Annotated in this window: 22 protein-coding genes and 1 pseudogene; 13 read left to right on the top strand and 10 right to left on the bottom strand. The window is 63.6% G+C overall.

Annotated elements, in window-relative coordinates:
• Positions 1 to 27: 27 nt before the first annotated feature.
• From AC0CMF_RS07135 to AC0CMF_RS07165, 7 genes are all read left to right on the top strand, one after another.
• Positions 28 to 669 carry a DsbA family protein gene (locus tag AC0CMF_RS07135; RefSeq protein WP_058897860.1) on the top strand — a complete coding sequence of 214 codons (642 nt, stop codon included), beginning with the start codon at positions 28 to 30 and terminating at the stop codon, positions 667 to 669.
• Positions 670 to 1,288: 619 nt separating this feature from the next.
• The gene (gene smc / locus AC0CMF_RS07140; RefSeq protein ID WP_374629987.1) at positions 1,289 to 4,753 is read left to right on the top strand and encodes a chromosome segregation protein SMC; all 3,465 of its coding nucleotides are present in this window, start codon (positions 1,289 to 1,291) and stop codon (positions 4,751 to 4,753) included.
• A gap of 206 nt (positions 4,754 to 4,959) precedes the next feature.
• A complete protein-coding gene (locus tag AC0CMF_RS07145) occupies positions 4,960 to 5,388 on the top strand; it encodes an AtpZ/AtpI family protein (protein WP_122519391.1) in 429 nt (142 codons plus the stop codon).
• A 76-nt stretch (positions 5,389 to 5,464) separates the two neighbouring features.
• Positions 5,465 to 6,214 carry a F0F1 ATP synthase subunit A gene (locus tag AC0CMF_RS07150; protein ID WP_019963172.1) on the top strand — a complete coding sequence of 250 codons (750 nt, stop codon included), beginning with the start codon at positions 5,465 to 5,467 and terminating at the stop codon, positions 6,212 to 6,214.
• Between the two features lie 69 nt (positions 6,215 to 6,283).
• Positions 6,284 to 6,511: a F0F1 ATP synthase subunit C gene (locus AC0CMF_RS07155; RefSeq protein ID WP_019963171.1), complete on the top strand. Its 228-nt coding sequence runs from the start codon at positions 6,284 to 6,286 to the stop codon at positions 6,509 to 6,511.
• A gap of 79 nt (positions 6,512 to 6,590) precedes the next feature.
• Positions 6,591 to 7,148, top strand: coding sequence for a F0F1 ATP synthase subunit B (locus AC0CMF_RS07160; RefSeq protein ID WP_374629986.1), 558 nt, complete (start codon positions 6,591 to 6,593; stop codon positions 7,146 to 7,148).
• A gap of 11 nt (positions 7,149 to 7,159) precedes the next feature.
• Positions 7,160 to 7,639 (top strand): F0F1 ATP synthase subunit B family protein, encoded by a 480-nt coding sequence (locus AC0CMF_RS07165; protein WP_094462342.1) that lies wholly within the window; start codon positions 7,160 to 7,162, stop codon positions 7,637 to 7,639.
• 69 nt (positions 7,640 to 7,708) lie between these two features.
• Here AC0CMF_RS07165 and AC0CMF_RS07170 read toward each other — a convergent pair whose 3' ends face one another.
• A complete protein-coding gene (locus AC0CMF_RS07170; protein ID WP_374629985.1) occupies positions 7,709 to 8,359 on the bottom strand; it encodes a ribonuclease HII in 651 nt (216 codons plus the stop codon).
• Between the two features lie 60 nt (positions 8,360 to 8,419).
• On the bottom strand, positions 8,420 to 9,544 hold the full coding sequence (locus tag AC0CMF_RS07175) for a PA0069 family radical SAM protein (protein ID WP_374629984.1): 1,125 nt from the start codon (positions 9,542 to 9,544) through the stop codon (positions 8,420 to 8,422).
• Between the two features lie 106 nt (positions 9,545 to 9,650).
• Here AC0CMF_RS07175 and AC0CMF_RS07180 point away from each other — a divergent pair, with 106 nt between their 5' ends.
• Together AC0CMF_RS07180 and AC0CMF_RS07185 are read left to right on the top strand one after the other, a co-directional pair.
• Positions 9,651 to 10,337, top strand: coding sequence for a glycosyltransferase (locus AC0CMF_RS07180; RefSeq protein ID WP_374629983.1), 687 nt, complete (start codon positions 9,651 to 9,653; stop codon positions 10,335 to 10,337).
• Between the two features lie 121 nt (positions 10,338 to 10,458).
• Complete coding sequence (locus AC0CMF_RS07185) at positions 10,459 to 11,232, top strand: DUF4344 domain-containing metallopeptidase (protein WP_122519393.1); 774 nt, start codon at positions 10,459 to 10,461, stop codon at positions 11,230 to 11,232.
• Positions 11,233 to 11,277: 45 nt separating this feature from the next.
• Here the strand turns inward: AC0CMF_RS07185 and AC0CMF_RS07190 are convergent, their stop codons facing one another.
• Positions 11,278 to 12,300, bottom strand: coding sequence for an AraC family transcriptional regulator (locus AC0CMF_RS07190; RefSeq protein ID WP_374629982.1), 1,023 nt, complete (start codon positions 12,298 to 12,300; stop codon positions 11,278 to 11,280).
• Between the two features lie 282 nt (positions 12,301 to 12,582).
• Between AC0CMF_RS07190 and AC0CMF_RS07195 the strand changes: the two genes are divergently transcribed.
• Positions 12,583 to 13,083: a cupin domain-containing protein gene (locus AC0CMF_RS07195; protein ID WP_374629981.1), complete on the top strand. Its 501-nt coding sequence runs from the start codon at positions 12,583 to 12,585 to the stop codon at positions 13,081 to 13,083.
• Between the two features lie 83 nt (positions 13,084 to 13,166).
• Complete coding sequence (locus tag AC0CMF_RS07200; protein ID WP_186415257.1) at positions 13,167 to 14,642, top strand: flavin-containing monooxygenase; 1,476 nt, start codon at positions 13,167 to 13,169, stop codon at positions 14,640 to 14,642.
• Between the two features lie 7 nt (positions 14,643 to 14,649).
• Here the strand turns inward: AC0CMF_RS07200 and moaB are convergent.
• Positions 14,650 to 15,208 (bottom strand): annotated as a pseudogene (moaB, locus tag AC0CMF_RS07205) (molybdenum cofactor biosynthesis protein B).
• A 230-nt stretch (positions 15,209 to 15,438) separates the two neighbouring features.
• On the opposite strand from moaB, the gene AC0CMF_RS07210 reads away from it, so the two are divergent.
• Complete coding sequence (locus AC0CMF_RS07210) at positions 15,439 to 16,650, top strand: aminotransferase-like domain-containing protein (RefSeq protein ID WP_374629980.1); 1,212 nt, start codon at positions 15,439 to 15,441, stop codon at positions 16,648 to 16,650.
• Positions 16,651 to 16,799: 149 nt separating this feature from the next.
• Entirely contained in the window at positions 16,800 to 17,090 is a 291-nt protein-coding gene (locus AC0CMF_RS07215; protein WP_472481347.1) for a GIY-YIG nuclease family protein, read from the top strand.
• 424 nt (positions 17,091 to 17,514) lie between these two features.
• On the opposite strand, the gene AC0CMF_RS07220 is transcribed toward AC0CMF_RS07215, so the two are convergent.
• From AC0CMF_RS07220 to AC0CMF_RS07245, 6 genes are all read right to left on the bottom strand, one after another.
• Entirely contained in the window at positions 17,515 to 18,852 is a 1,338-nt protein-coding gene (locus tag AC0CMF_RS07220) for a M16 family metallopeptidase (RefSeq protein WP_472481349.1), read from the bottom strand.
• A 127-nt stretch (positions 18,853 to 18,979) separates the two neighbouring features.
• Complete coding sequence (locus AC0CMF_RS07225; protein WP_174235450.1) at positions 18,980 to 20,392, bottom strand: M16 family metallopeptidase; 1,413 nt, start codon at positions 20,390 to 20,392, stop codon at positions 18,980 to 18,982.
• Positions 20,393 to 20,573: 181 nt separating this feature from the next.
• Positions 20,574 to 21,308: a hypothetical protein gene (locus AC0CMF_RS07230; protein WP_472481351.1), complete on the bottom strand. Its 735-nt coding sequence runs from the start codon at positions 21,306 to 21,308 to the stop codon at positions 20,574 to 20,576.
• A 77-nt stretch (positions 21,309 to 21,385) separates the two neighbouring features.
• Positions 21,386 to 21,880 (bottom strand): signal peptidase II, encoded by a 495-nt coding sequence (gene lspA, locus AC0CMF_RS07235; protein WP_019963153.1) that lies wholly within the window; start codon positions 21,878 to 21,880, stop codon positions 21,386 to 21,388.
• A gap of 92 nt (positions 21,881 to 21,972) precedes the next feature.
• Complete coding sequence (ileS, locus tag AC0CMF_RS07240) at positions 21,973 to 24,951, bottom strand: isoleucine--tRNA ligase (RefSeq protein WP_472481353.1); 2,979 nt, start codon at positions 24,949 to 24,951, stop codon at positions 21,973 to 21,975.
• Positions 24,952 to 25,272: 321 nt separating this feature from the next.
• Positions 25,273 to 25,605, bottom strand: coding sequence for a hypothetical protein (locus tag AC0CMF_RS07245; RefSeq protein WP_374629975.1), 333 nt, complete (start codon positions 25,603 to 25,605; stop codon positions 25,273 to 25,275).

The following is a 25,605-nucleotide window of genomic DNA, read 5'->3' on the forward strand; positions in this document are numbered from 1 at the left end:
CGACCGCCAAACAGTATCAGGCAGGATATGATCGTGAACCTTACCCGCAGACAGCTTCTGGCCAGCGCCGCCGCAACCACCTTTGCCGCCGCCCTGGCAACCTCCGTCCCGGCCTTTGCCCAATCGGCAGATGTTGCGAAGCTGATGGAGCCGGGCCCCCTCGGTGACATGGTGATCGGCAACGAAGATGCGCCGGTGACCATCATCGAATACGCGTCCCTGACCTGTGGCCATTGCGCCAACTTCCACAAGAACACCCTGCCCGAGCTGAAGAAGCAGTATATCGACACGGGCAAGGCCAAGATGATCATGCGCGAGTTCCCGCTGGATCCTGTCGCTTCCGGTGGCTTCATGCTGGCCCGCTGCGCGCCGCAGGACAAGTATTTCGACGTCCTGTCGGCCATGTTCGCCGATCAGCGTAGCTGGGCCTTCACGCAGGACCCCTATAACGCGATGCTGAATTTCTCCAAGCAGCTCGGCTTCACGCAGGAAAGCTTCGAGGCATGCCTCGGCAACCAGCAGCTTCTCGATGGCATCACCGCCGTGCAGGAGCGGGCCTCCAAGGAATTCGGTGTCAATTCGACCCCGACCTTCTTCGTCAACGGCGAGCGTATTGTCGGCGCGTCCTCCTTCGACGAGTTTGCCAAGGTCATCGAAAAGCACCTCTGAGCCCAAGGGGCCAGTTGAGCAAGGCTCCAGTTGAGCTTCCGCCCCGCCGCAGCCGGTCTGCGGCGGGGCGTTTTATTGCCGTTTTCCCCGCTATTCCCGCAATTGGCGGTTTGATCCGGGCGGTCAGAAGCGGCTTTTCCTTGACAAGAGCCCCTCTCGTCAGCCGGAGTCTGCGCCAAAGGGCATGGCTGGGGAGCCGTGTCCTGCAGCCATCCGGCCTCCTGGGGCGGACGGCATCTTTCCGGGGGCGCATGCGCGTGACAGAAATGCTCGACAGGGTAATGGCTTCTGCCTGCCCGGCCGTTTGGCCGGGACGGGATAGCCGTGCCCTGGCGGTGGCGGTGATGTTGCGTGACCACGGCTTTGCGGCTGTCTCTTCGCCCCCCTCCCCCTTGTGGGGAGGGGCTGGGGGTGGGGGGCTCGGCATTTCGATGCTCCGCTGCTTTTCTGTTCTGGAAAACAGCGGCCTGACAGTTCGCTTGAGAAATCGCGGTGCCTCCCGGACACAAGCAGGCTCACAGCCCCCCACCCCTTACCCCTCCCCACGTTGGGGGAGGGGGGCGGAGCTGCCTTGCCATCAGAACAATCGTTCCCTCCTCCTCACTGTTGGAGGCGCGGCGTGAAGTTCAACAAGCTGCGCGTGGCCGGGTTCAAATCCTTCGTCGAGCCGATGGAATTCGTCATCGGCGACGGGCTGACCGGCGTTGTCGGCCCCAATGGCTGCGGCAAGTCCAATCTTGTCGAGGCGCTGCGCTGGGTGATGGGGGAAAACTCCTACAAGAACATGCGCGCCTCCGGCATGGACGATGTGATCTTCTCCGGAAGCCTCAACCGTCCGGCCCGCAATACTGCGGAAGTGACGCTCTTTCTCGACAACGCCGACCGCAAGGCGCCCACCGGCTTCAACGACAGCGACATGCTGGAAGTCAGCCGCCGCATCGAGCGCGAGGCAGGGTCCGTCTACCGCATCAACTCGCGCGATGTGCGCGCCCGTGACGTACAGCTGCTGTTTGCCGATGCCTCCACCGGCGCCCGCTCTCCCGCCATGGTGCGGCAGGGGCAGATCGGCGAGCTGATCTCGGCCAAGCCTACCTCCCGCCGCCAGATCCTGGAAGAGGCGGCCGGCATCTCGGGTCTGCACAGCCGCCGCAACGAGGCAGAGATCCGGCTGCGGGCAGCGGAGCAGAATCTCGAACGTCTGGAAGACGTGCTGGTGCAGATCGACGGCCAGCTCGACAGCCTGCGCCGCCAGTCCCGGCAGGCCTCGCGCTACCGCAATCTGTCTGCCGAGATCCGCTCAGCGGAAGCTGCGATCCTTTACTTGCGCCTGAATGAGGCCCGTGAAGGTCTGGAAGAGGCGGACCGCATGTTCACTGCCTCGCGTGCCGAGGTGGTGGCGGCTGCGGAAGCACAGACAGAGGCCGCCAAGACGCAGGCCATTGCGGCCCACCGCCTGCCGGAGATCCGCGATGCTGCGGCGCGCGCCGGGGCTGCCTTGCAGCGGCTCGTCATTGCCCGCAACGAGCTGGATGCCGAAGACCGGCGCGTGCGCGAAAAGCTGGTAGACCTCAACCGCCGCCTTGTTCAGCTGGCAGAGGATCTTGCCCGCGAAGAGCGGATGATCGAGGAAAACAGCGAGGTTCTGGAACGGCTGACCGAAGAGCGGGCCGAACTGCTGGAAGAGGGCGAAACCGCCGCCGAACGCGCCGAACTGGCTGCAGAGCGCGTCGAGGACGCGGGCAGCAAGGTGCGCGATCTCGAAGAGGTTCTGAACGAGAAGACCGCCGCCGAAGCGCGGGTGACAGCGCAGCGCCAGCAGATGCAGCGCACGCTGGATGAAGCGCGGGGCAAGGCCGAGCGCTTGCGCTCCCAGTCCGCGGAGGCTTCGCGCATGTATGAGGCGCTGCGGGCCGAGATGGATGCCGCCGACGGCGTTGCCGGGCGCGCCGAAGAGGTGGAGCTGTGCGAAGCCGCCGTTCTGGAGGCCGAGGAGCGGCTGGAGACGGCGGAGCAGGACACCCGCAACGCCCGCGAGGCAGAGCAGGGCGCCCGTGCGCCGCTGGCCGAGGCCGAGCGTGTGTTGCAGCGGCTGGAGACCGAAGCGCGCACGCTGGAAAGCGTGCTCAACATGGTGGCCGCCGGGGCGCATGCGCCCGTGGTGGACCGCATGACCGTGAAGCCTGGCCTGGAAACGGCGCTGGGTGCAGCACTGGGTGATGATCTGGAAGCCTCGCTGGACGAGGGCGCGCCCGTGCGCTGGTCCGGAACGGCGGAAAGTACGGCGGCTGGTGATTCTCCCCTGCCGTCCGGCGCAAGCCCGCTGGCGTCAGAGGTGGAGGCTCCCGCCGAGTTGCGCCGCCGTCTGGCGCAGATTGGTGTGGTTCCGGCTGAAGAGGGCCCGCGTCTTCAGGCGCTGCTGAAGCCCGGCCAGAGGCTTGTCTCCCGCGAGGGGCACCTGTGGCGCTGGGATGGCTTCACCGTTGCCGCTGACGCCCCGACGCCCGCTGCCCAGCGGCTGGCGCAGCGCAACCGTCTGGCGGCGCTGGCCGGTGAAATCGGCATTGCCGGAGAACGGGTGGAGACCGCCCGCGAGGCGCTGGAGGCGGCTTCTGCCCGTGTGCAGCAGGCAGCAGACCGGGAACAGGCGGCACGCCAGCAGTTGCGCGATCATCAGAAGGCGCTGAGCGAGGCTCGTGAAGCGCTGATGGCAGCAGAGCGGGTGCTCTCCCAGCTGGCGCTGCGCCTGCAAGGGGCAGAGGATCTGGCCCGGCGCCTGTCTACCGAAGCCGAAGAAGCCGCCGAACGTGTCGAGGAAGCGGCTGAACGGCTGGAGGAGCTGCCCGATTCGGGCGGGCTGACGGAGGAAATCCATCAGCTTCACACCCAGCTGGCCGCAGCCCGCAGCGCGCTGTCCGAAGCGCGGGTGATGGCCGATGGTATCGCCCGTGAAAAGCAGATGCGCGACCGGCGGCTGGAGGCGATTGCCCGCGAGCATGAAAGCTGGCGCAGCCGCGCCGCCAATGCCGCCTCCCAGATCGAAACCCTGCGCGCCCGCATGGGCGAGGCGGAGGACGAGCGGCAGGAACTGATCGAGGCGCCGGAGGACATCGAGATCCGCCGCCGCGACCTTTTCAGCGCCATTGCCAAGGCGGAAGCCGCCAAGCAGGAGGCGGATGACACACTTGTGAAGGCCGAGGCCTCCCTGTCGGACGTGGACCGCATGGCGCGGGAGGCGCAGGAGGTGCTGTTCCGCGCCCGCGAAGGCCATGTGCGCGCCGAAGAGCGTGTGGCTGCTGCCCGCGAGCGTGTGGAGACGGTCATCGGCCGCATTTCCGAGGCGCTGGATGTGCCGCTGATCCAGCTGCCCGAACTGGCAGGCTTCACCGAAGGCGCACCGCTGCCGGACCCGGAAAGCATGGAGCGCAAGCTGGAGCGGCTCAAGGCCGAGCGGGAGCGGCTGGGCGGGGTGAACCTGCGCGCCGATGACGAGCTGGCGGAAATCGACACCCAGCGCGAGACACTTGCGCGCGAGCGTGATGATCTGATCGAGGCCATCAAGCGCCTGCGCACCGGCATCTCCAACCTCAACCGTGAGGCGCGCGAGCGCCTGCTGGCCTCCTTCGAGATCGTCAACGGCCATTTCCAGCGGCTGTTCACCCATCTCTTCGGCGGCGGCACGGCGGAACTGCAGCTGGTGGACAGCGATGATCCGCTGGATGCCGGCCTTGAGATCGTCGCCCGCCCGCCGGGCAAGAAGCCGCAGACCATGACGCTGCTGTCCGGCGGGGAGCAGGCGCTGACGGCCATGGCGCTGATCTTTGCCGTGTTTCTCACCAATCCGGCGCCGATTTGCGTGCTCGACGAAGTGGATGCGCCGCTGGACGATGCCAACGTGGAGCGCTACTGCGACCTCCTGGAAGAAATGGCGAGACGTACGGAAACCCGCTTCGTGGTGATCACCCACAACCCGATCACCATGGCACGGATGAACCGGCTGTTCGGCGTCACCATGGCCGAGCGCGGGGTGTCGCAGCTGGTGTCCGTGGACCTTGAAACGGCAGAGCGATTCCGCGACGCGGTATGACGCAGCACCGAACTGTGGCAAGGCAAGGGCAAATGGCGCGGAAAAGTCGTGCTGGAACTTGTTCGCGGAAGCAGAAAAATCAATCGTTTCAATAAGTTGAATTCCTAACCCATGTTCTTGACAGGGCAGGTGGTGCCGACTATTGTGCGCCCGGCTTAAGGGGGCGACGGAGGACCGGCGTTTCCTTTGTTGAATGTGAGGGGCCTATGGACCGTTCGCCGCAACAAGGGGATGCCAAAGAAGGATCCTCTGAAATTTCCGAAGCTGACCTGTCGTCTCGACGGGAGAAGCTCAATCAGCTGCTGGAAGAGCGCCGCCAAAGCGAAATACGCGCAGAGGCAAAGGCGAGCCGCAGTTCGACGGCCGGCATGGCACAGGCAATGAAGCTCTCTTCGGAGTTCATTGCAGGGATCGTGGCGGGCGGCATGATTGGCTGGCTCCTGGACCAGTGGCTGGGAACGATGCCCCTCGGGCTTGTCGTTTTCATTCTGCTGGGGTTCGGTGCGGGGATTCTCAATGTGCTCAGGTCGGCCGGAGTGGTGCCTGAGCAGGGGGAGGCCTGGCGCAAGCCGGTCACACCGGGTGGGAAAGATGAAGATTCTGACGAGTCTTCGCAGGATTCTCCCCGAAAGTGACTTGACGTGACGGCGGTGCGACGACTAAGAGCCCGCGCAAACAGCGCTTTGTGAACGATAGAACGAAGGTTGACCGGTGGCGAACGATCCGATCCATCAGTTTCATATCAAGACGCTCGTCCCGATCGAGGTCGGCGGTATCGATCTGTCCTTCACCAATTCCGCCCTGTTCATGGTGGTGACGGTCATTACCGCTGCGGCGTTCCTGATTTTCTCGTCTTCCAGCCGCGGCCTGATCCCGTCCCGCTGGCAGTCCATGGCTGAGCTCAGCTACGAGTTCGTTGCCGGGATGCTGCGAAACGGCGCCGGAACGGAAGGCATGCGCTTCTTCCCGCTGGTGTTCTCGCTGTTCATGTTCGTGCTGGTCGCGAACCTGCTCGGCATGTTCCCGTATTTCTACACGATCACCAGCCAGATCATCGTGACCTTTGCCCTGGCGCTGCTCGTGATCCTGACGGTCACGATCTACGGCTTCGCCCGTCACGGCCTGCACTTCCTGCACCTCTTCGTTCCGGCCGGTGTGCCGGGCGCGCTGGTGCCGCTTGTTGCGCCGATCGAAGTGATCTCGTTCCTCTCCCGCCCGATCAGCCTCTCGGTTCGTCTTTTCGCGAACATGCTGGCGGGCCATATCACCCTCAAGGTGTTCGCCGGGTTCGTTGTCAGCATGAGCGCCATGGGTGCAGCTGGCATGTTCGGGGCCGTCCTCCCGCTCGGGATGACGGTGGCGCTGACGGCACTGGAGTTCCTCGTTGCGTTCCTGCAGGCGTATGTGTTCACGCTGCTGACCTGCATGTACCTCAACGACGCCCTTCATCCGTCTCACTAAACTCACCAACTCATGTGGCCGCAAAGGCCGCCTGACAACGCTGACAAACGTCAATTAGGAGCACGTGTCATGGAAGCAGAAGCAGCAAAGTTCATTGGCGCTGGTATCGCCGCTCTCGGCATGGGCCTCGTCGCCCTGGCTCTGGGTAACATCTTCTCCAACTTCCTGTCGGGCGCTCTGCGCAACCCGTCCGCTGCTGATGGCCAGTTCGGCCGTCTGGTGTTCGGCTTCGCCGTGACCGAAGCTCTGGGCATCTTCTCGCTGCTGATCGCCCTTCTGCTCCTGTTCGCCGTCTAATCGTCCCTAACGGCGTATTGGAACGAATGAGACCGGGGGCGGCGCACCTGCGCCGCCTTCCCGGTATCCGGAGGCGATAATGGCAGGCGAAACCCATACTACTGTGGACGGGCAGGTTATCCTGGACGTTCCGGCATCAGAACACGGGGCAGGTTTCCCGCCGTTCGACCCGACCCATTTTGTCTCGCAGCTGTTCTGGCTGTTCGTCACCTTCCTGGTCTTCTACTGGATCATGAAGAACGTGGCTCTGCCGCGTATCGCTGGCATTCTCGAGGACCGTCACGACCGCATCGCGGGCGACCTGTCGGAAGCCGAGCGCCTGAAGCGGGAGACCGACGAAGCCATTGCCGCTTACGAGCAGGCCCTGTCCGAAGCCCGTGCCCGTGCACGCGGCATTGCACAGGACACCCGTGAAAAGCTCAAGGCTGAAACGGATGCACGCCGCGTCACCGCCGAGCAGGGCCTTGCGGCCAAGCTGGCAGAGGCCGATGCGCATATCTCGTCCATCAAGGACAAGGCTCTGGCCCAGGTTGGTGAAATCGCCAGCGAGACATCTTCCGCCCTGGTGGAAGCTCTGATCGGTGTGGCTCCGGCCAAGGCTGAAGCAGACGCTGCCGTTCAGTCTGCGGCGAAGTAAGGAGACCGGTCATGGATGCATCATTCTGGGCACTGGTCGGCCTGATCCTGTTCTTTGTCCTGATCGCCTGGCTCGGTGTTCCGGCCAAGATCACGGCAGCGCTTGACAGCCGCGCGACCAAGATCCGCACGGATCTGGAAGAAGCCCGCAAGCTTCGTGAAGAAGCTCAGGCGCTTCTGGCCGACTATCAGCGCCGCCGTCATGAGGCGGAAGCGGAAGCTGAAGCAATCGTGGCTGAGGCCCGTGCAGAGGCAGAGCAGCTGACGCTGGAGACCACCCGGTCTCTGGAAGAGCTGATTGCCCGGCGCACCAAGTCTGCCGAAGACAAGATTGCCCAGGCCGAAGCCCATGCCATCGCGGAAGTGAAGGCAAAGGCTGCTGATCTGGCGGTCGCCGCTGCTGAAAGCATGCTGGTGGCCAAGGTGACGGGTTCCGTTGCCGAGGGCCTGACGGCCAAGAGCATCGAGCAGGTCAAGGCTGGCCTCAACTGAAGCCTGCCGGATCACTGATCTCATGAAAGCGGCCCCTGCGGGCCGCTTTTTTGTTGGGTAAAGTGAAGCTCAGTCCCGCACGGCTGCGGCCACGGGCCGGAATGACATGCGGTGCAGGGGGCAGGGGCCGAGCGCCGTCAGGGCGGCGGCATGGGCGGGCACGCCATAGCCCTTGTGAACGGCAAAGCCATAGCCGGGAAAAAGGCTGTCTGCCCGTTCCATCATCCGGTCACGGGTGACCTTGGCAACGATGGACGCAGCAGCAATGGCAAGGCACCGCCCGTCGCCCTTGATCAGCGCCTGCCCGTCCACTCCGAGCCCCGGCGGCACATCACGGCCATCCACCAGGACATAGCCAGCTTTCCGGGAGAGGCCAGCCACGGCCCGGCGCATGGCGTCCAGCGTTGCGGCACGGATGTTCATCCGGTCGATTGTGGCGGCCGAACTGCTGGCAACGCTGACGAAAGCCGTGGCACAGATTTCGTCATAGAGGGCATTGCGCCGGCTCTCGGTGAGCTTCTTGGAATCGTTCAGGCCCACCGGCAGGTTTGAGTAGTCGAGGATCACGGCAGCGGTGACGACCGGTCCGGCCCACGGTCCGCGCCCGGCTTCGTCCACGCCGCAAAGTGCGCCGCCGAGGCCTGAGGCATGTCCGGCTTCAAGTGCGGCGTCCAGCGTGTCGCCGAATCGCAGATCAAAAAGGGATGGGGCCTTGCTCATGGAGCGGATCGTGATGATTCCCGGCGGCAATGCAAGAGCAAGGACCTGTCCCGTAGCAGATCAGAACAGGGAGAGCTGCACGCCACCCACCTGCGGCGGGGTGAAAAGCTCCGTGTTCAGCTTCTTGCGCCGCTGGTTCAGCCCCAGCCGCTTGCAGGCAAGGCTGAAGCGCTGGCCGATCTGCTGAGCATAGGGGCCGAGCCCGCGCATCCGCTGGCCCCATTCGGCGTCATAGTCCTTGCCGCCGCGCATGGAGCGCAGGATGTTCATCACATGGCGGTAGCGGTCCGGCCGGTTGCGCAACAGCCAGTCGCGGAACAGTTCGGACACTTCCAGCGGCAGGCGCAGCAGAATGTAACCGGCCTCGGTGGCGCCATGCTCTGCGGCGGCTTCCAGCAGCGCCTCGATCTCGCTGTCCGTGAGGGCCGGGATCACCGGCGCCATCATCACGGAAGCGGGAATACCGGCTTCCGCCAGACCCTTAAGTGCCGCAAGACGCCGGTGCGGGGCGCTGGCGCGGGGCTCCAGCGTGCGCACCAGGTCCTTGTCGAGCGAGGTGATGGACAGCGCCACCTTGGCCAGACCCTTCTCCGCCATGCGCGACAGGATGTCCGCATCGCGCAGCACCAGCGCCGACTTGGTGACGATGGCGACCGGGTGATTGTAGGTCTCCAGCACAGTCAGGATCTCCCGCATCAGCTTGTAGCGCCGCTCGATGGGCTGGTAGGGGTCCGTGTTGGTGCCGATGGCGATGGTGCGCACCTGATAGCCGGGACGCGCCAGTTCCCGCTCCAGCAGTTCCGCAGCATTGGGCTTGGCAAAGAGCCGTGTCTCGAAGTCGAGGCCGGGGGAGAGGCCCATGAAGGCGTGGCTCGGCCGGGCAAAGCAATAGATGCAGCCATGCTCACAGCCCCGGTAGGGGTTGATCGAACGGTCAAAGGAAAGATCGGGCGACGAATTGCGCGTGATGATGGTGCGGGCCTTCTCTTCCTGCACCGTGGTCTTCAGCGGCGGCAGATCGTCCGGCGTCTCCCAGCCATCGTCAAAGCCTTCGCGCTGCTGGCGCTCGAAGCGGCCGGGCATGTTGAGCGCGGCCCCGCGGCCGCGCCGCAGATCCTCATCAAGGCGCAATGAGGCCATGGCAGCTTCCCGGGTGTCCTGTTCCGTCTGATCAATCCGTGCCATGCTTCAGCGACTCTCTAATGAGAACATAAGCGGAACATTAGCTGAAAATGCAAGCCGGGCAAGGCCTCTCTCGCCAGACCCCCGAAAAGGCGCTACAACCCGTTTCATGATCAGTGTTGTCCTTGCCACTCATGACAATGAAGCCCAGCTGGCGCATGCGCTGACGGCGCTTGTGCCGGGCGCTGCCGATGGGCTCATCCGTGAAGTACTGGTTGTGGATGCAGGTTCCTGCGATGCCACACACAAGGTGGCAGATGCGGCCGGGTGCGAATTCGAGGTGCTGGCAAGGGGCGAGGGGGCCCGTTTTGCTCATGGGGCAAGGCTGGCGCGAAAGTCGCCCTGGCTGTTGTTCCTCAACGCCTCGACCGTGCTGGAGCATGGCTGGCATCAGGATGTGCAGACGTTTATCGAGCGGGTGGAGCGCTCAGGTCAGGCCAACCGCTGCGCAGCTGCTTTCCGGCTGAGGCTGGATGCCTTCGGCTTCGGAGCGCGTCTGTCCGAGTTTGGCGCGATGCTGCGGAGCCGGATGCTGGCGATGCCGAATGCGGATCAGGGGCTGCTGATTTCGCGCAGGTTCTACGAGGAGTTGGGCGGTCACCGGGATCTGGCCGGGATGGCGGATTTCGATCTGGTCCGCCGTATCGGCCGCAGCCGCATCCGCCTTCTGCGCAGCAGCGCCATTGCCGGGATGCCGGGCGGGGAGGCGCGGACGGGACTTCGCCGCGCCGCTGCCCGCATGGCCGTTGCCGCGCTGCGCGTGCCGCCAACCCTTGCGGCACGGCTGCACGGCTGACCGGGATGTTTCTGCGCGCCCCAGGTGCCCGGTGCCGTCAGGCTGCTGTGGCCCTGCCGGGAAGCGGATATGTGATTGACGGGAATGTGGCACCAGCTCAACGCCGGAGTTCTACGCTCGAATGAGGCTCATTGCATTTGCGCTCGCCTTTGCTCTCGGCTTGGCTGCGGCACGCGGAGATGAGGCGCGCGATAGCTTCATCCAGTCCAACATCATTTCAACGCTTTACCACGAATTCGGCCATGCCCTTGTGGATGTGCTGAAGCTGCCGGTTCTGGGGCGGGAGGAAGATGCGGCTGACGCTCTGGCCACGCTGCTGATCCATCAGCTGTGGGAAGAGGATGCGGCGGTCACGATCGTCTATGATACGGCCTATGCCTACAGTCTGGCCCATGACGAGGCAGAGCGGGAAGGCGATGGACCGGTCTATCACGGCCAGCACGGAACGGACCTACAGCGCTACTACATGCTTGTCTGCCACTTCTACGGCGCCAATCCGGATGAGCGCGCCGAAGTGGCACGGGAGCTGGAATTGCCCGAGGAGCGGATGGAAGACTGTCCCGATGAATGGGAGCTGATGGCTTCCTCCTGGGGCAAGGCGCTTGATGCCATCGAGAAGAAATCCGGGAAGAAAGGCAAGCTGGTGCTCGTGCCGGGAAAGGGCGGCGAGCCGGCCCGCTCGCTGGTTGCGTCGGAAATCAAGGATCTCAACGCGCTTTTCAGCCTGCCTGTGACGGTGCAGGTGCGGATCGAGGAGTGCGGTGAGGCCAATGCCTTCTACTACCCGGGCGACAAGGCGATTGTCGTCTGCACCGAATATGCCGAGGATCTGGGCCGCATGTGGGACGAGGCCCCTGATGAGACACAGGACGAAACGTCCGGCACCGGGGAGTGACGGCGGCGCTCACTTGCACGGGTTTCTCGCTGCTGGCGCAGCTTTTCAGCTGGTGCTTTTGCGCAGTGCCCGCAGGGTTTCAGCGGGTGTCTCGCCGAACAGGTCCCGGTAGGCACCGGCGGCCCGACCGGCATGCTGCAGCCCGCAGGCCTGCATCAGCGTGGTGATATTGGCCGTTCCATCCCTGCGGCCGCGCGCGGCCATCAGGTGCTGGCGCAGCATGCTGAGCCGCCGCTCCTGAAGCGCCTGCGATATCGTCTGGCCCCGCTCGGCCTGAAAGGCGAGCTGCAAGGCGCGCAGGCTGTAGCCGCAGGCGCTGGCCAGCTCAGAGAAGTCGATGGGGTCTGCCAGATGGGCATCGATGTAGTCGAGCGCCCGCGACACCTTGTGCCCGGCGCCCGCGATGTCCTGAGGCGTGGCGCAAAGCCTGTCCCGCGCCGTGCCTGCATGGGTCCACAGCAGCGCATGGGTGGTGGACCAGCCCAGCCTGTTCAGCGCCTCTGCTCCGGCCGGATCGCCGCGGGGGATCTGGTCAGCCAGCCGGGCCAGCGCAAGGATCTGCGCCCCCAGCGTCCGCCCCGGCTCGCTGTCGAGCCGCAACTGCGGATCAAAGACGATTTCCTGTGCCTCGCTCCCCGTCAGCGCGGCGAACATGTCCTCCACCGCCTGCCGCTCCAGCTTGAGGATCACCTGCCCGCAGCTGGCCTTCCAGCGCATCAGGCTTGGCCGGGTGGGGGAGAGAACGGAGGCCGCGCGTGCGGCCCCGGTTGTGACCATCTGGCTGCCGATGCACACTTCCGCACCACTGGTCAGCGGAATCTGCACCAGAAAGAACCGCTCCAGACAGCCCGGATCAATCTCCACCTCGCCGCCATAGGCAACATAGTTGATGGAGCCGCCGGAAAAGGCGCGGCTGTTGTGGCAGGCGAAGAAGTCACGTCCATGATCGCGCGGACGCAGGCGATGGGAGCAGAAAATCCGCCCGACCTCCTCCGCTGCCTGGTCCACGTCCTGCGTCGCCACCCGGGCGTGGCCGGAAAGTGGCATCTGGATCGCTTGCATCTGCATGGTTTGCACCAGCGTTCTCTGGCCCGTCCCCTCGGCTTTTTCGCTCATTGCTGGACCAGTCAGTATAAATGCTAACACCGGACAGCCGGCGAAGGAAAGCGGTAACCGGCGGTTTTTCGCGCAGCGCATGAAGCCTTTCGCCCAGCGGATAGACGGGAGGGGCAGAAGCGCGTCTCGTAGGGGCAGGCCGGAGACAGGCACGGGGCAGGACCTCGTTACAAGTGCCACCCGGCCCTGAGGAGAACAGCGCGCCCGCAACGGGCGAGGACGGAGAGAACCAGCATGAAGACCGCCATTGCGAACATGGTTCAGGTGAACACGGAACCCGGCATCACCCGCGCCGGAACCGGCCTTGATGAGGTGGAGTGGAGCATTCTCGGCCATACCTACTGGATGAAATCCGAGGGCGAGGCCTGTTTCTCCTTTGAAACGCTGGACCCGCCCGGCACCTTCGTGCCGCCGCATGTCCATCCGACGCAGGATGAATTCATCTATGTGCTGGAAGGCCGTCTGGATCTTTATCTGGGCGGCGAGCACCATGTTGCCAATGCGGGCGATGTGGTGCGCATGCCGATGGGCATTCCGCACGGCTATTACAATCTCACCGACAAGCCCACCCGCGCCATCTTCTGGGTGTCGCCTGCCCGGCGCCTGCGCGAGCTCTTCGACAATCTGCACAATGTGGGTGATCCGGCTGAAGTGGTGCGCCGCTCAGCCCTGAGAGAGGTTCACTTCCTGCGCCCGGATGAAATGACCTTCGATCCGCTGACCCTGAAGATCTGACGGCCCCCGGCCAACGAGAAAAATCAGGCGTCCGGTGCGGCCGGAGCAGTCCGGCCCGCCGTGCGGGACAGGAGATTTCGATCATGACCAAACGCAAACAGGTCTGCGTCATCGGCGCGGGCGTGAGCGGGCTTGCCGCCGCGCATGCCTTTCAGGAGCAGGGGCATGCGGTGACCGTGCTGGAGCGCAGCCACGAGCTTGGCGGCGTCTGGGCGCCGCACCGCTCCTATCCGGGCATCCGCACCCAGAGCCCGAAGGATCTTTACCGCTACACCGATGCTGCCATGCCGGAGGGGTATCCGGAGTGGCCGTCCGGGGCGCAGGTGCATGCCTATCTGGAAAGCTATGCCAGAGAGAAGGCGCTGCTGCCGCTGATCCGGTTCAACACCAGCGTCACCGGTCTGTCCCGGCGGGATGGCGGCGGCTGGTGGGTGGAAACAGGCGAGGGCCGCACCGGCTATGATTTCGTCACCATCGCCAGCGGCGTCTTCAGCGACCGCAACGAGCTGGTGCATCCGGGCATGGATGAATTCAGGGCAGGCGGCGGGCAGATCCTGCATTCCAGCGAATACACCGACCCGGCTCTGGTGAGAGGCCGCAAGGTGGTGATCCTTGGCTTCTCCAAGTCGGCCACCGATGTGGCGGTCAATGCGGTGCAGCAGGGTGCGGCATCTGTCACCATCGTCTATCTGGAGCCGGTCTGGCGGGTGCCCTATCACTTCGCAGGGCTGATCAACTTCAAGCGCATCCTTTATTGCCGCGCCTCGGAGGGGATGTTCCCCGGCTGGGAAATGTCCTGGGGCGAAAAGCTGCGCCATGCGCTGACCAAACCGCTGGTCTGGGCCAACTGGCGGGCGCTGGAAAGCCTGCTGACCATGCAGTTCGGGCTGAAGAAGCTCGGCATGCGGCCAAAGCAGCCGATCGAGAACGGCATTGCCTGCGGCCTGTCTCTGGCGACGGAAGGCTTCTACCCGATGCTGAAGGATGGGCGGATCAAGGCCATTCAGGGCACGATTGCGGGATATGAGCCGGGAACGGTGATCCTGTCGGCCGGAGACCGGCTGCCGGCGGATGTTGTCCTTCTGGCCGTCGGCTGGAAGATGGGCGTGCCCTTCCTGCCGCAAGAGGTGCGGCAGAAGCTGGTGGAGCCGGACGGGCAGTACAGGCTGTACCGGCTGGCGGTGAACCCGGATGTGCCCGATCTGGGCTTTGTCGGCTTCAACTCCTCCTTCGCCACGGTGCTGACCAGCGACATGGCGGCCCGCTGGCTGGTGCGCTATGCCGATGGCAAGCTGGCTCATCAGCCCTCAGACCGTGAGATGAACGGCTGGATTGACCGGCATCTGGAATGGCGCAGAACGGTGCGCCCTGCGGCCAAGGGCTATGGCGGGCTGTGCTCTGCGCCTTATCACTTCCGCCATCTCGATGATCTGCTGGCAGACATGGGGGCGGCGCAGCGCAGGCGCGCCAACCCGCTGGCGGAAGTCTTCCTGCCGCCGGATGCGGATGCCTACAGCAGTTATCTCTCCACCGTTCCAGCCTACAGTCTGGAAGCTTGAAGCGGCATCAGGCCTGCTGCAGCTTGCCGCGCTTCAGATGCTCATCGAGGCGCGGCATGATCTCGACGAAATTGCAGGGCATGTGGCGGTAGTCGAGCTGCCACTTGAGAATGCCGTCCCAGGCATCCTTGCAGGCGCCCGGTGAGCCCGGCAGCACGAAGATATAGGTCGCGCCCGCAACACCAGCCGTCGCCCGTGACTGCACGGTCGAGGTGCCGATCTTCTCATAGGAAATGCGGTGGAAGACATAGGAAAAGCCCTCCATCCGCTTCTCGAACAGCGGCTCAAGGGCCTCCGGTGTCACGTCACGCCCGGTGAAGCCTGTGCCGCCGGTGGTGATCACCACATCCACGGTGCTGTCCGCAATCCACCCGCGCACGGCCTCCCTTATGGCCTCCACGTCATCGGGCACGATGCGCCGGTCCGCCAGCGTGTGGCCAGCGCTCGCAACCCGCTCCACCAGCACCGCGCCGGAGCCGGTCATCCTCCAGCTGCCGCGTGTCCGAAACGGTCAGCACCGCGATGCGCAGGGGGATGAAGGGGCGGCTGTCGTCGATGCGGCTCATGGCTTGGTCCTTGCGATCTTGATCTGCTGAGAGAGATAGGGCGTCCGGGGCATCTGCGCCAGACGGGTCATGGGTGGGCTTGCCATCAACAAAATTGCGTCAGCAGGGCATGAGAAGAATTTTTGCTGCTTATAGGTAAGCAATATTGACGTTTTTGAACGCCTGTGGTTCTGTCAGCCGATCAGACGGGCCGGATTCCAAGGCCCGCAGAACGCCGGGAAGAGACCCCCATGCTGGACTGGGAACATGTGTTCGCGACGCGCTCGAAACGGATGCGCGCTTCGGAAATCCGTGAACTTTTGAAACTGCTTGACCGCCCCGACATCATTTCCTTCGCAGGCGGCATTCCCGATCCGGCTCTCTTCCCCAAGGATGTATTTGCTGAAAGCTATGCCCGTGTGCTGGCGAGCGAAGGCGCAAACACCGCGCTGCAATATTCGGTCAGCGAGGGCAATCTGGCCTTGCGCAAGTGGCTGGTGGGCTACATGGCCAGCCTCGGCATTGCCTGCCAGGTGGAAAACATCATCATCACCTCCGGCTCCCAGCAGGGGCTGGATTATCTCGGCAAGCTGCTGCTTTCGCCGGGTGACACGGCACTGGTCAACTGGCCGACCTATCTGGGTGCGCTGCAGGCCTTCAACGCCTATGAACCGCATTATGACCGCCTGATCCCGCTCGGCAACCGCCCGGCGGAGGACTTCGTCAAGGCGGCGCAGGAGCGGGGCGGCGCGGTGAAATTCGCTTATGCTTCCGCCGATTTCGCCAACCCCACGGGCGAGACGCTGGACCGGCAGACGCGCGAACGCATCCTGGATCTGGCGGGTGAGCTGGACATTCCGGTGATCGAGGATGCCGCCTACCAGTCGCTGCGCTATGACGGCGAGCCCGTGCCGCCGATGCTGGCGCTGGACATTGCCCGTTGCGGCCACATCGATGCAGCGCGCACGATCTATTGCGGCAGCTTCTCCAAGACGCTTTCGCCCGGCCTGCGCGTGGGCTGGATCTGCGCTGCGGCCCCCGTCATCAGCCGTCTGGTGCTGATGAAGCAGGCGGCAGATCTCAACACCTCCACCATCAATCAGATGGTGCTGGCCGATGTGGCCGAGCGCTATTTCGACACGCAGGTGGAAACGATCCGCAAGGCCTATCAGGCCCGCCGCGACTGCATGCTGGACGCGCTCAGCCGTCACATGCCGCAGGGTTGCAACTGGTCGCGCCCGGATGGCGGCATGTTCGTCTGGGTCACCTTGCCCGAGGGGCTGGACGGCGCGGCGCTGCTCGCCCGCTCGCTGGAAACGGTCAAGGTCGCTTTCGTGCCCGGCAAGGCCTTCTTCGCCGATGGCTCCGGCGCCAACACCCTGCGCCTCAGCTTCTCCAGCTCCAACGAAGCCATGATCGAGGAAGGCATCTCCCGCCTCGGCAAGCTGATCTCGGAAGCTTGAGACACACAGTGCTGTAACAGGAAGAAAGGGCGGTCTGCGGGCCGCCTTTTTTATTGAGTATGCCGCCATGCCCTTCTGCTTGAATTGGTGCGGTCTGGGTGACGTGCTCTTTTTGATTGTAATTGCGCATTTGGAGTGTTCCGGAGATCATGCGCTGCTTCTGGGTATACATCCTCGCCGGCCGCAAGAATGGCACGGTTTACACCGGCGTGACCAACGATCTGATCCGGAGACTGCATGAGCATCAGAGTGGAACCGGTTCCTGCTTCACGGCCCGGTACTCGGTTCAGCGTCTCGTCTGGTATGAGCCGCATGGAACGGCGGAGGAAGCGATTGCCCGCGAAAAGGCGATCAAGAGCTGGCCGCGAGCCTGGAAAGTCGAACTGATCGAAGCCACAAATCCCGAATGGTATGATCTTGGCCGGTTCCTGAATGCATGAGGCTGCGAGTTTATTCGACGGGGACTGTACCGTTGACTTGAGGGGCAAATCGCGTGGATTGGGCACGGCGTGGATGCCATGATCAAGTCATGGCATGACGAATATTTTGAGTTTTGAGCGAGTTGATTGCTTGCAGGGGTTTTATTATTTTCGATTATTATGAAATAATAATTCCAGAAGTGTTATATTCACTCCGTCATGCCATGACTTGATCATGGCATCCACTCCCTTGCCTTTCCGCTTGTGCTCAGCGGTTTTGGCTTGCGAGTTGAAGGTCTGCCCGTATGCACGAGGCACGGCATGACGAAGGCTTGGAGACTTGAGCAAGTGGGGCTTGCTGAAGGTTTCTGATGCCCACCCCAAAAAACACCAAAGGGCAGCCAGATGGCCGCCCCTTGGGCATTCACTCATCCATCGCTGAAAGTCAGCTGGCCTGCGGGCCGACGGTGACGATCAGCGGCGTCTTGCCTTCCAGAAGGCGTTTGGCGATGCGCTGGACGTCTTCGAGGGTGACCGCCTCGATCTCCGCATTGCGGCGGTCGAAATAGTCGATGCCGAGGTCCGCCAGTTTCAGGGCCACCAGCTGGGCTGCGATCTTGCCCGATGTGTCGAAGCGCAGGGCGTAGGAGCCGGTCAGGAAGCTCTTGGCCTTGTCCAGCTCTTCCTGTGTGGGGCCCTGTTCCGCCATGCGTTTGAACTGTTCCTCAATGATGCTGATGGTCTCGTCCGCCCGGTCGGCACGGGTTGCGGCCGAGGCGACGAGCAGCGCGGAATGGTCGTCCGGAGCCAGGCTGGAGCCGACAGCATAGGACAGGCCGCGCTTTTCACGCACTTCCTCGAACAGCCAGGACGTGAAGGTGCCGCCGCCCAGAATGTGGTTCATCACGAAGGCTGCCTGATAGTCCGGATCATCCCGCTTCAGGCCCGGCAGACCGATGAGGATCGTGGTCTGCGGCACGTCCAGAGTGCGGGAGATGCGCTCGCCCGTTTTCGGCTCCACATCCGCGACTTCCGGCAACTGGTTCTTCTCCGGCAGCTTGCCGAACACCTCATCCAGCAGCGGTGCGAGCGTCTTCGCGTCGATGGCACCGACAACGCCAATGGCGAGCTTGTGGCGGGAGAGAAGGCGTCCGTGCAGGTCCTTGAGGTCTGCCGGGGAGAGCTTTTCCACCGTCTCCACCGTGCCGTCCCCCGGCTTGCCATAGGGGTGGCCGCCGAAGGCAGCGTCACGGAAAGCCTCGGAGGCAATGGCGTCCGGGTCTTCCTGCTTCTGACGCAGGCCGGCAAGGATCTGCGACTTCACCCGCTCCACCGGCTTCTCGTCAAAGCGTGGCTCGTTGATGGCAAGACGCAGCAGATCGAAAGCCTCGTCCTGCGTGCCTGTGAGCGTGCGCAGGGTGCCGAACAGCTGATCCTTGCCGCTGTTGAAACGGATGGAAACGGCCAGTTCTTCCAGCTTGCCTTGAAAGGCTTCGCTGTCGAGGTCCCCGGCGCCTTCGTCCATGGTGCTGGCCAGAAGATTGGCGAGGCCTTCCTTGCCATCCGGATCCTGTGCGGAGCCGCCGTCGAAGGCGAAATTCATCGAGATCATCGGCAAGGTTTCATCCTGCACCAGCCAGGCCTCGATGCCGCCGGGGCTGACAACCCTTTCGATGGTGGTCGCGCCCGCAGGCAGGGCACCCAGCACAAGAAGACCGATGCCCGCAACAGCCCGGGTGAAATGGGCCCGTGCAAAACGGGCAGGAGCAAAAAACTGCGTCATGCGCATATGTCCTTGTCAAATGCCAAGGCTTTGGATGCTGACGCATCACGCCTTGAAATGCTCAAACGCCGCACGGGCTGACCCGGCTTCGATGAGTCTGGCTCACCGCAGCCGGGATCGGGCCGCATCAGGACTTCTGGTCGCGGACAGAGCCGTCCGGCGACTGGCCGGGGGCGGTGAGATAGCCGGTGACCGGATCCTGCAGCAGATAATCCTGCGCCACCTTCTGAATATCAGCCGGGGTGACCGCTTCGATCTGGGCGGGCCAGGTCTGGACATCCTCGATGGTCTGGCCGCTGGTCAGTGCGGCGCCGAAGAGGCGGGCGAGGGTGACCTGACTGTCCTGCGCATAAATCGCGGAGGACATGAGGGAGTGCTTGGCGCGGGCCAGTTCTTCATCCGTCACGCCATTTTCGGCAATGTCCCGGATCGTGCGCTCGAAGATGTCCTGCAGCCCTGTCAGCGTGCCATCGCCGCGCGGTGAGCCATAGACGATGAAACGGGTCGTATCGAGCGAGGTGTCGAGGTAATAGGCGCCGACGCCGATCGCGACCTGCTGCTCCAGCACCGCTTCCTTGTGCAGGCGGCTGGTCGGGCCGCCAGCGAGGATCTGGGCCAGCAGTTCAAGGGCTTCCGGCTCGCGGTCCTTGCCGGTCGCCTGGCTCGGCACCAGCCAGCTTTCGGAAACGGACGGCTGGCGGACGCGCTCATCCTCCAGATGCACGCTGCGCTTGCCGCTGAGCGGCGGCTCTGCAGGGCGGATACGCGGACCCGGCTCGGCCCGGCGCGGCAGCTTGCCATAGGTTTCCTCGGCAAGCTTGCGCACATCGGCCGCTTCCACATCGCCGGCCACCACCAGAACGGCATTGTTGGGCGTGTAGAAGCGGTCATAGAAGGAGATGATGGCGTCGTGGTTCAGCGCCTCGATTTCGCTCTGCCAGCCGATCACCGGTGACCCGTAAGGATGGTTCACATAGGTGATGGCGGAAAGCGTCTCCTGCAGACGTGAGGAGGGATCGGCATCGACACGCATGCGCCGCTCTTCCAGCACCACCTGCTGTTCCGGCTTGATCACCTCGTCGGTGAGGACGAGATTCTGCATCCGGTCCGCCTCCAGTTCCATCATGCGCGGCAGGTGCTCCTTGGCCACGCGCTGGAAATAGGCGGTGTAGTCGTTGCTGGTGAAGGCATTTTCCTGGCCGCCGATATCGGAGACGATCTTGGAAAAGATGCCGTCCGGATTGTCCTTTGTTCCCTTGAACATCAGGTGCTCAAGGAAGTGGGCAACACCGGACTGGCCGGCCGGCTCATCGGCAGCGCCTGTCTTGTACCAGATCATATGGGTGACCACGGGGGCGCGGTGATCGGGGATCACCACCACCTCAAGACCGTTGTCCAGCGTGAAGCTGGACAGGTTCGGCGCAATGACCGGTGGTGCTTCGGCCGCAGTCTGGGCAAGCGACAGGCCGGAGCCCAAAACAAGGCAGGACAGCACCGTGGCGAAGAGAAGGCCGCGCCGTCTCGCAGCGGGAAGTGTCATCTTGGGGATCTCCCGGAATGGAACAGGGCGCGAATCCGGTCGCGCCGGCAGAGGAATGCGTCGCCTGCAATATAGGCGCTGGCGTGGCCCCGGCGCCTTAAATTTTCGTCATGTAGGGAAAGGGCCAAACAGAAACGGCGGCCAGTGGCCGCCGTCGAACAGTCCTGCAAAGATGGCTGCATCAGTAGACGCAGGACTCCTTGGCTGTCGGGGTACAATTCGGCTTGATGCGGCCGCCATCCATTTCCAGCTGCTTGCGGTCCTGGATCTGCTGGCGGTCGTTCGGCATCGCCAGCGGTGCATTGCCGGCAGGCGTCGAATAGGCGATCGGCGGCTCCACCAGGTAGCGGCGGACAGGCTTGCCATCGGGACCAAACAGATCCGACGTGTCGACACGCGTCAGCGGCCCCTGGCTCTGCTTCTTCATTTCGGCCGGCGTCATGCGGGCGCCGTCCATGATCTCGCCATCGCGCACATCGGCAGCAGTCTTGGCCTGGCGCTGCGCGCCGGTAATCTGCACGCCGCGCATCTGTTCGGGGGTCAGCAACTCGCCATCGCTGCCGCGGCCGGGCTGTGCATAGACAGCGCGCACTTCCTGCAGTGACTTGTCTTCCTTCGTCGGCCAGTTGGCCGCTGTCTCTGTTACCGGCTTTTCAGGCTGAGGCAACTGGTCCAGCTTGGCCGGCATGGCCAGCGGCGCACGCGGCTTGTACTCGATCGGCTTGGCCTGCGGATCAACCGCGCCAATGCCTTCCATGATCTTGCGGACGGCGACCTTGTCGACGGCTTCCTGCTCGCCATAGGAGTTTGTCACGCAGCCAGCCGCCAGAGCGCCCAGCATGATAGCAGATACGACACCACGCAGCCCGCCGAGGCTTACGGTCCGGGAACTTGCCAGAGAAAACTTGAACCGCACGTAACCTATCCCGTTTCCTGTGAGCGCAAGGCTGCAAGGGCGGCTTCAGGCCTGCCCGCTCGCACTCGCTGTCCCAATTATCCCGCTTTACGGCCTTTAGAACCGCCCTTTGAGGCTTTATTGGGGCTTCCTCGCCAACCGTCATACAGGAGAGCAGCCACTCCGGCAACGATTGCAGCATCCGCAATGTTGAAGACATACCACGAGAAGCTGCCGAAGTGGATGTGGAGAAAGTCGTAGACCGCGCCATAGGCGAAACGGTCAACCCCATTGCCAAGGGCGCCGCCGATGATCAGCGCCAGGCTCACTCCGGCAAACTTGCTGGTGCTGCGCACCGCCCAGACCCACAGCGCGATGGCTGCCAGAACGGTGAAGATGGCCAGAGCCCAGCGGCCCAGATCCGTCTCCTGCTGCAAAAGCCCGTAGGAAATACCCCGGTTCCAGACGGTGACGAGCTCCAGAAAGGGCAACAGGTCGATGTTGCCCTGCCGGGGCAGGTCATAGACGAACAGCAGCCAGAGTTTGCTCGCCTGATCGGCGGCAAAGATGATGGCGGCAATCACCGCCACCATCCGGCTGAGCGGCCCCCACAGCCATCTGCGGGTAAAACCTGACGGGGGAGCCACCTTGCTCATGCTTCGTCCTTCACCGTTTCCAACCTTGTTCAGGCTGCCGTGTGGGCTGCGTCCCATTCGCGCAGGGCTGCTGCATCGCGCAGGGTCACGTCCGGATAGTCCGGATCCGAGCCCACCTCGGGAAGGATCTTCCACGAGCGGGCGCATTTCGTGCCCTGTGCAAGACCCGGCACCACGGCCACGCCCTTCACGTCATCCAGCGTGAAGGCGCCTTCCGGTGCTGCCTCGCCGGTGAGCGTGAGCTGGCTGGTGATGCAGACATCCGCCATGTCCGTGCCGGCAAGAGCCGCCATCAGCTCTGCGTCGGTGACATGCACCACCGGGTGAGCTTCCAGCGACGAGCCGATGCGCTTTTCGCGGCGCTCGATTTCGAGAGCGCCGGTGATGACGCGGCGGACTTCGCGGATCTTCTCCCACTTGGCCGCCAGCGCCTCATTGCGCCACTCTGCCGGAACGTCGGGGAACTGCTGCAGATGCACCGAGTTGTCCTCGCCCGGATGACGGGCCAGCCAGCTTTCCTCCATGGTGAAGGGCAGCATCGGCGCCATCCAGGTGACGAGGCAGGTGAACAGCTGCTCCACCACCTGCAGGGCGGCCTTGCGGCGCACCGAAGAGGCCGGGTCGCAGTAAAGCGTGTCCTTGCGCACGTCGAAATAGAAGGCCGACAGCTCCACCGTCATGAAGGTGAAGAGGTGGTGGAAGACCTTCTTGTAGTCGAAGTCCTCGTAGCCCTTGCGCACGAGGGCATCCAGCTCGGCGAGGCGGTGCAGCATCAGCTGCTCCAGCTCCGGCATGTCCTTGAGCGCGATTTCCTCGCCGGTGGCATGAGCGAGGGTTCCCAGCATCCAGCGCAGGGTGTTGCGCAGCTTGCGGTAGCTGTCCACCGAGGTCTTGAGGATCTCCGGCCCGATGCGCTGGTCTTCGGCATAGTCGCCGGAGGCCACCCACAGGCGCAGGATGTCGGCGCCATACTGCTTGATCACGTCCTGCGGGAACACCTGATTGCCCAGGGACTTGGACATCTTGCGCCCGTCCTCGGCCATGGTGAAGCCGTGGGTCAGCACCGCGTCATAAGGCGCGTGGCCACGGGTGCCGCAGCTTTCCAGCAGCGAGGAATGGAACCAGCCGCGATGCTGGTCCGAGCCTTCGAGATAGAGAACATAGTCCTCGCCGCCATCAACCTTGCGCTTGGGGCTGAGATCGGCGCGCTTTTCCAGGCAGAAGGCATGGGTGGAGCCGCTGTCGAACCAGACATCGAGAATGTCGTCAACCTTGACCCACTCATCGGCCTTGTAGTCAGCCCCCAGGAACCGCTCCTTGGCACCTTCGGCGAACCACACATCCGCGCCTTCCGCCTTGAAGGCCTCGAAGATGCGGGCGTTGACGGCTTCGTCCTTCAGCACTTCCGCCGTGTCCTTGTGGATGAACACGGTGATCGGCACGCCCCAGGCGCGCTGGCGCGAGAGCACCCAGTCCGGGCGCCCCGCGATCATGGAGCGCAGGCGGTTCTGGCCGGAGGCGGGCACGAAGCGGGTCTCGTCGATGGCCTTCAGCGCGCGGCTGCGCAGGGTGTCGCCCGGGCCTTCCAGCGCGCGGTCCATGTAGACGAACCACTGCGGCGTGTTGCGGAAGATCACCGGCTTCTTCGAGCGCCAGGAATGCGGATACTGGTGCTTGAGGCGGCCAAGGCCGATCAGCGCACCCGCTTCCTTCAGCTTCTCGATATTGGCCTTGTTGGCCGTGCCCTTTTCACCCTTGTGGGTGATGACCTGCTGGCCCTCAAAGCCCGGCGCATCCTTGGTGTAGAAGCCGTCATCGGCCACGGTGAAGGGGATGGCCGTCTCGATGCCGCGCTCTTCCAGCTCGGCGCGCTTGGCGATCCAGATCTCGAAGTCGTCTGTGCCGTGGCCGGGGGCCGTGTGCACGAAGCCCGTACCGGCGTCATCGGTGACGTGATCACCATCCAGCAGCGGCACATCGAACTGATAGCCGCCAAGCTCCAGATCCCGGTAGGGATGGGCACAGGTCATGGCTGCCAGTTCATCGGCAGTCACCGGCCGGACGAGCGTGAAATCCGTGATGCGGGCGTTCTTGAAGACATCGGACGCCAGCTTGTCCGCAAGGATCAGCTTGTCGCCCTTCTGTACCCAGTTGTCATCCGCAAGGCCTTCCTGCGTGACCTCATAGAGGCCGTAGGAGATGGCCGAAGAATAGGAGATGGCGCGGTTGCCGGGGATAGTCCAGGGCGTGGTCGTCCAGATGACAACGGCGGCGTCCATCAGGTCTTCTGCGGCCGCCTCATCCAGGCTGCCAGCCTCGATCACCGGGAACTTCACCCAGATCATGTCCGACTGATAGTCGTGATACTCAATCTCGGCTTCGGCCAGCGCGGTGTTTTCCACCACCGACCACATCACCGGCTTGGAGCCGCGGTAGAGCTGGCCGGAGGTGGCGAATTTCATCAGCTCGGAGGCGATCACCGCTTCGGCTTCGAAGTTCATGGTCAGATACGGGTTCTCCCAGTCGCCCTCGATGCCGAGGCGGCGGAATTCCTCGCGCTGGATGCCGACCCAGTGGTCCGCATAGCTGCGGCATTCCTGGCGGAAGGCGATCATCGCGGCGGAGTTCTTCAGGTCCGGCTTCTGCTTGCCCTTGGAGCGGTAGTTCTCTTCCTCGATCTTCCACTCGATCGGCAGGCCGTGGCAGTCCCAGCCCGGAACATAGTTGCTGTCGAAACCCATCATCTGCATGGAGCGGGTGACGATGTCCTTCAGCGTCTTGTTCAGCGCATGGCCGATGTGGATGTTGCCGTTGGCATAGGGAGGGCCATCATGCAGCAGGAACTTGCGGCGCCCCGCAGAGGCAGTGCGCAGGCGCTTGTAGAGGTCCATCGCCTTCCAGCGCGCGATGATTTCCGGCTCCTTCTGCGGCAGGCCGGCGCGCATCGGGAAATCGGTCTCGGGCAGGTTCAGCGTCGTGGAATAGTCACGGGCAGTCGTTTCGGTCATTGCATGCAATCCGCAAAAATCAGGAAGGGCAAGGCGGGCGCCTTGCCAACTGTCAGGGGAGGCGGGCCATGCCGCTTCCCGTCACGAAGGGATCCCGGTCCCTCGGCGCGCCATCGCGTCAGCCGAAGGCCGGGCAGCTAATTCGTGAAATCGCGGGGCCGGAAAGGCATCCGGCAGGAAGAATGACTGTCATGGCCGCTCTAGTACCAGTCAAAAGCCTCTGAATAAAGCGGCAAATGCTGGAATCACAGCCGGGTCAAATTCACTCGAACAATAGGCAAGCAGGCCCATCGGATGACGGGCCTGCTCCGGTCGTAAGGATCAGCGGTCTGGACGCGGCGGCTTGTCAAGCTGGCTTCCCCGAATGATGCGGGCCAGTTCCCGCTTGTCATTGATCCAGTCTCGCGGATCGGATGCGCCGGCAACCAGCTCCTCCCGCGGACTGATCCAGCCGTCTCCACCGCAAAATCCACAGCGTTCCGAGTATGGCATGGCCATCTCCTGCATTTTGCTCCGCTCATAGAAGTCCTTGAGCGGATGCGCGCCGGATCTGTGCGGAAAGACCATCACGATACCCGTCCCATGGCATTCCGGACATTCATGTCCTGGGCCCTGATGCCTGATGTCAGGATGGCGCGGGTCGTTGCGGCCCAT

It is taken from the genome of Pannonibacter sp. CBAS1226, assembly GCF_055685825.1.

Excerpts from the sequence above, each read along its gene's own strand:
- AC0CMF_RS07135 (WP_058897860.1), top strand. The coding sequence starts at position 28 with ATGATCGTGAACCTTACCCGCAGACAGCTTCTGGCCAGCGCCGCCGCA.
- AC0CMF_RS07185 (WP_122519393.1), top strand. The coding sequence starts at position 10,459 with ATGAGGCTCATTGCATTTGCGCTCGCCTTTGCTCTCGGCTTGGCTGCG.
- AC0CMF_RS07165 (WP_094462342.1), top strand. The coding sequence starts at position 7,160 with ATGGATGCATCATTCTGGGCACTGGTCGGCCTGATCCTGTTCTTTGTC.
- AC0CMF_RS07220 (WP_472481349.1), bottom strand. The coding sequence starts at position 18,852 with ATGACGCAGTTTTTTGCTCCTGCCCGTTTTGCACGGGCCCATTTCACC.
- AC0CMF_RS07180 (WP_374629983.1), top strand. The coding sequence starts at position 9,651 with ATGATCAGTGTTGTCCTTGCCACTCATGACAATGAAGCCCAGCTGGCG.
- AC0CMF_RS07215 (WP_472481347.1), top strand. The coding sequence starts at position 16,800 with ATGCGCTGCTTCTGGGTATACATCCTCGCCGGCCGCAAGAATGGCACG.
- AC0CMF_RS07195 (WP_374629981.1), top strand. The coding sequence starts at position 12,583 with ATGAAGACCGCCATTGCGAACATGGTTCAGGTGAACACGGAACCCGGC.
- AC0CMF_RS07190 (WP_374629982.1), bottom strand. The coding sequence starts at position 12,300 with ATGCAGATGCAAGCGATCCAGATGCCACTTTCCGGCCACGCCCGGGTG.
- AC0CMF_RS07175 (WP_374629984.1), bottom strand. The coding sequence starts at position 9,544 with ATGGCACGGATTGATCAGACGGAACAGGACACCCGGGAAGCTGCCATG.
- ileS (WP_472481353.1), bottom strand. The coding sequence starts at position 24,951 with ATGACCGAAACGACTGCCCGTGACTATTCCACGACGCTGAACCTGCCC.
- lspA (WP_019963153.1), bottom strand. The coding sequence starts at position 21,880 with ATGGTGGCGGTGATTGCCGCCATCATCTTTGCCGCCGATCAGGCGAGC.
- AC0CMF_RS07210 (WP_374629980.1), top strand. The coding sequence starts at position 15,439 with ATGCTGGACTGGGAACATGTGTTCGCGACGCGCTCGAAACGGATGCGC.
- AC0CMF_RS07170 (WP_374629985.1), bottom strand. The coding sequence starts at position 8,359 with ATGAGCAAGGCCCCATCCCTTTTTGATCTGCGATTCGGCGACACGCTG.
- AC0CMF_RS07160 (WP_374629986.1), top strand. The coding sequence starts at position 6,591 with ATGGCAGGCGAAACCCATACTACTGTGGACGGGCAGGTTATCCTGGAC.
- AC0CMF_RS07155 (WP_019963171.1), top strand. The coding sequence starts at position 6,284 with ATGGAAGCAGAAGCAGCAAAGTTCATTGGCGCTGGTATCGCCGCTCTC.
- AC0CMF_RS07245 (WP_374629975.1), bottom strand. The coding sequence starts at position 25,605 with ATGGGCCGCAACGACCCGCGCCATCCTGACATCAGGCATCAGGGCCCA.
- AC0CMF_RS07145 (WP_122519391.1), top strand. The coding sequence starts at position 4,960 with ATGGACCGTTCGCCGCAACAAGGGGATGCCAAAGAAGGATCCTCTGAA.
- AC0CMF_RS07200 (WP_186415257.1), top strand. The coding sequence starts at position 13,167 with ATGACCAAACGCAAACAGGTCTGCGTCATCGGCGCGGGCGTGAGCGGG.
- AC0CMF_RS07225 (WP_174235450.1), bottom strand. The coding sequence starts at position 20,392 with ATGACACTTCCCGCTGCGAGACGGCGCGGCCTTCTCTTCGCCACGGTG.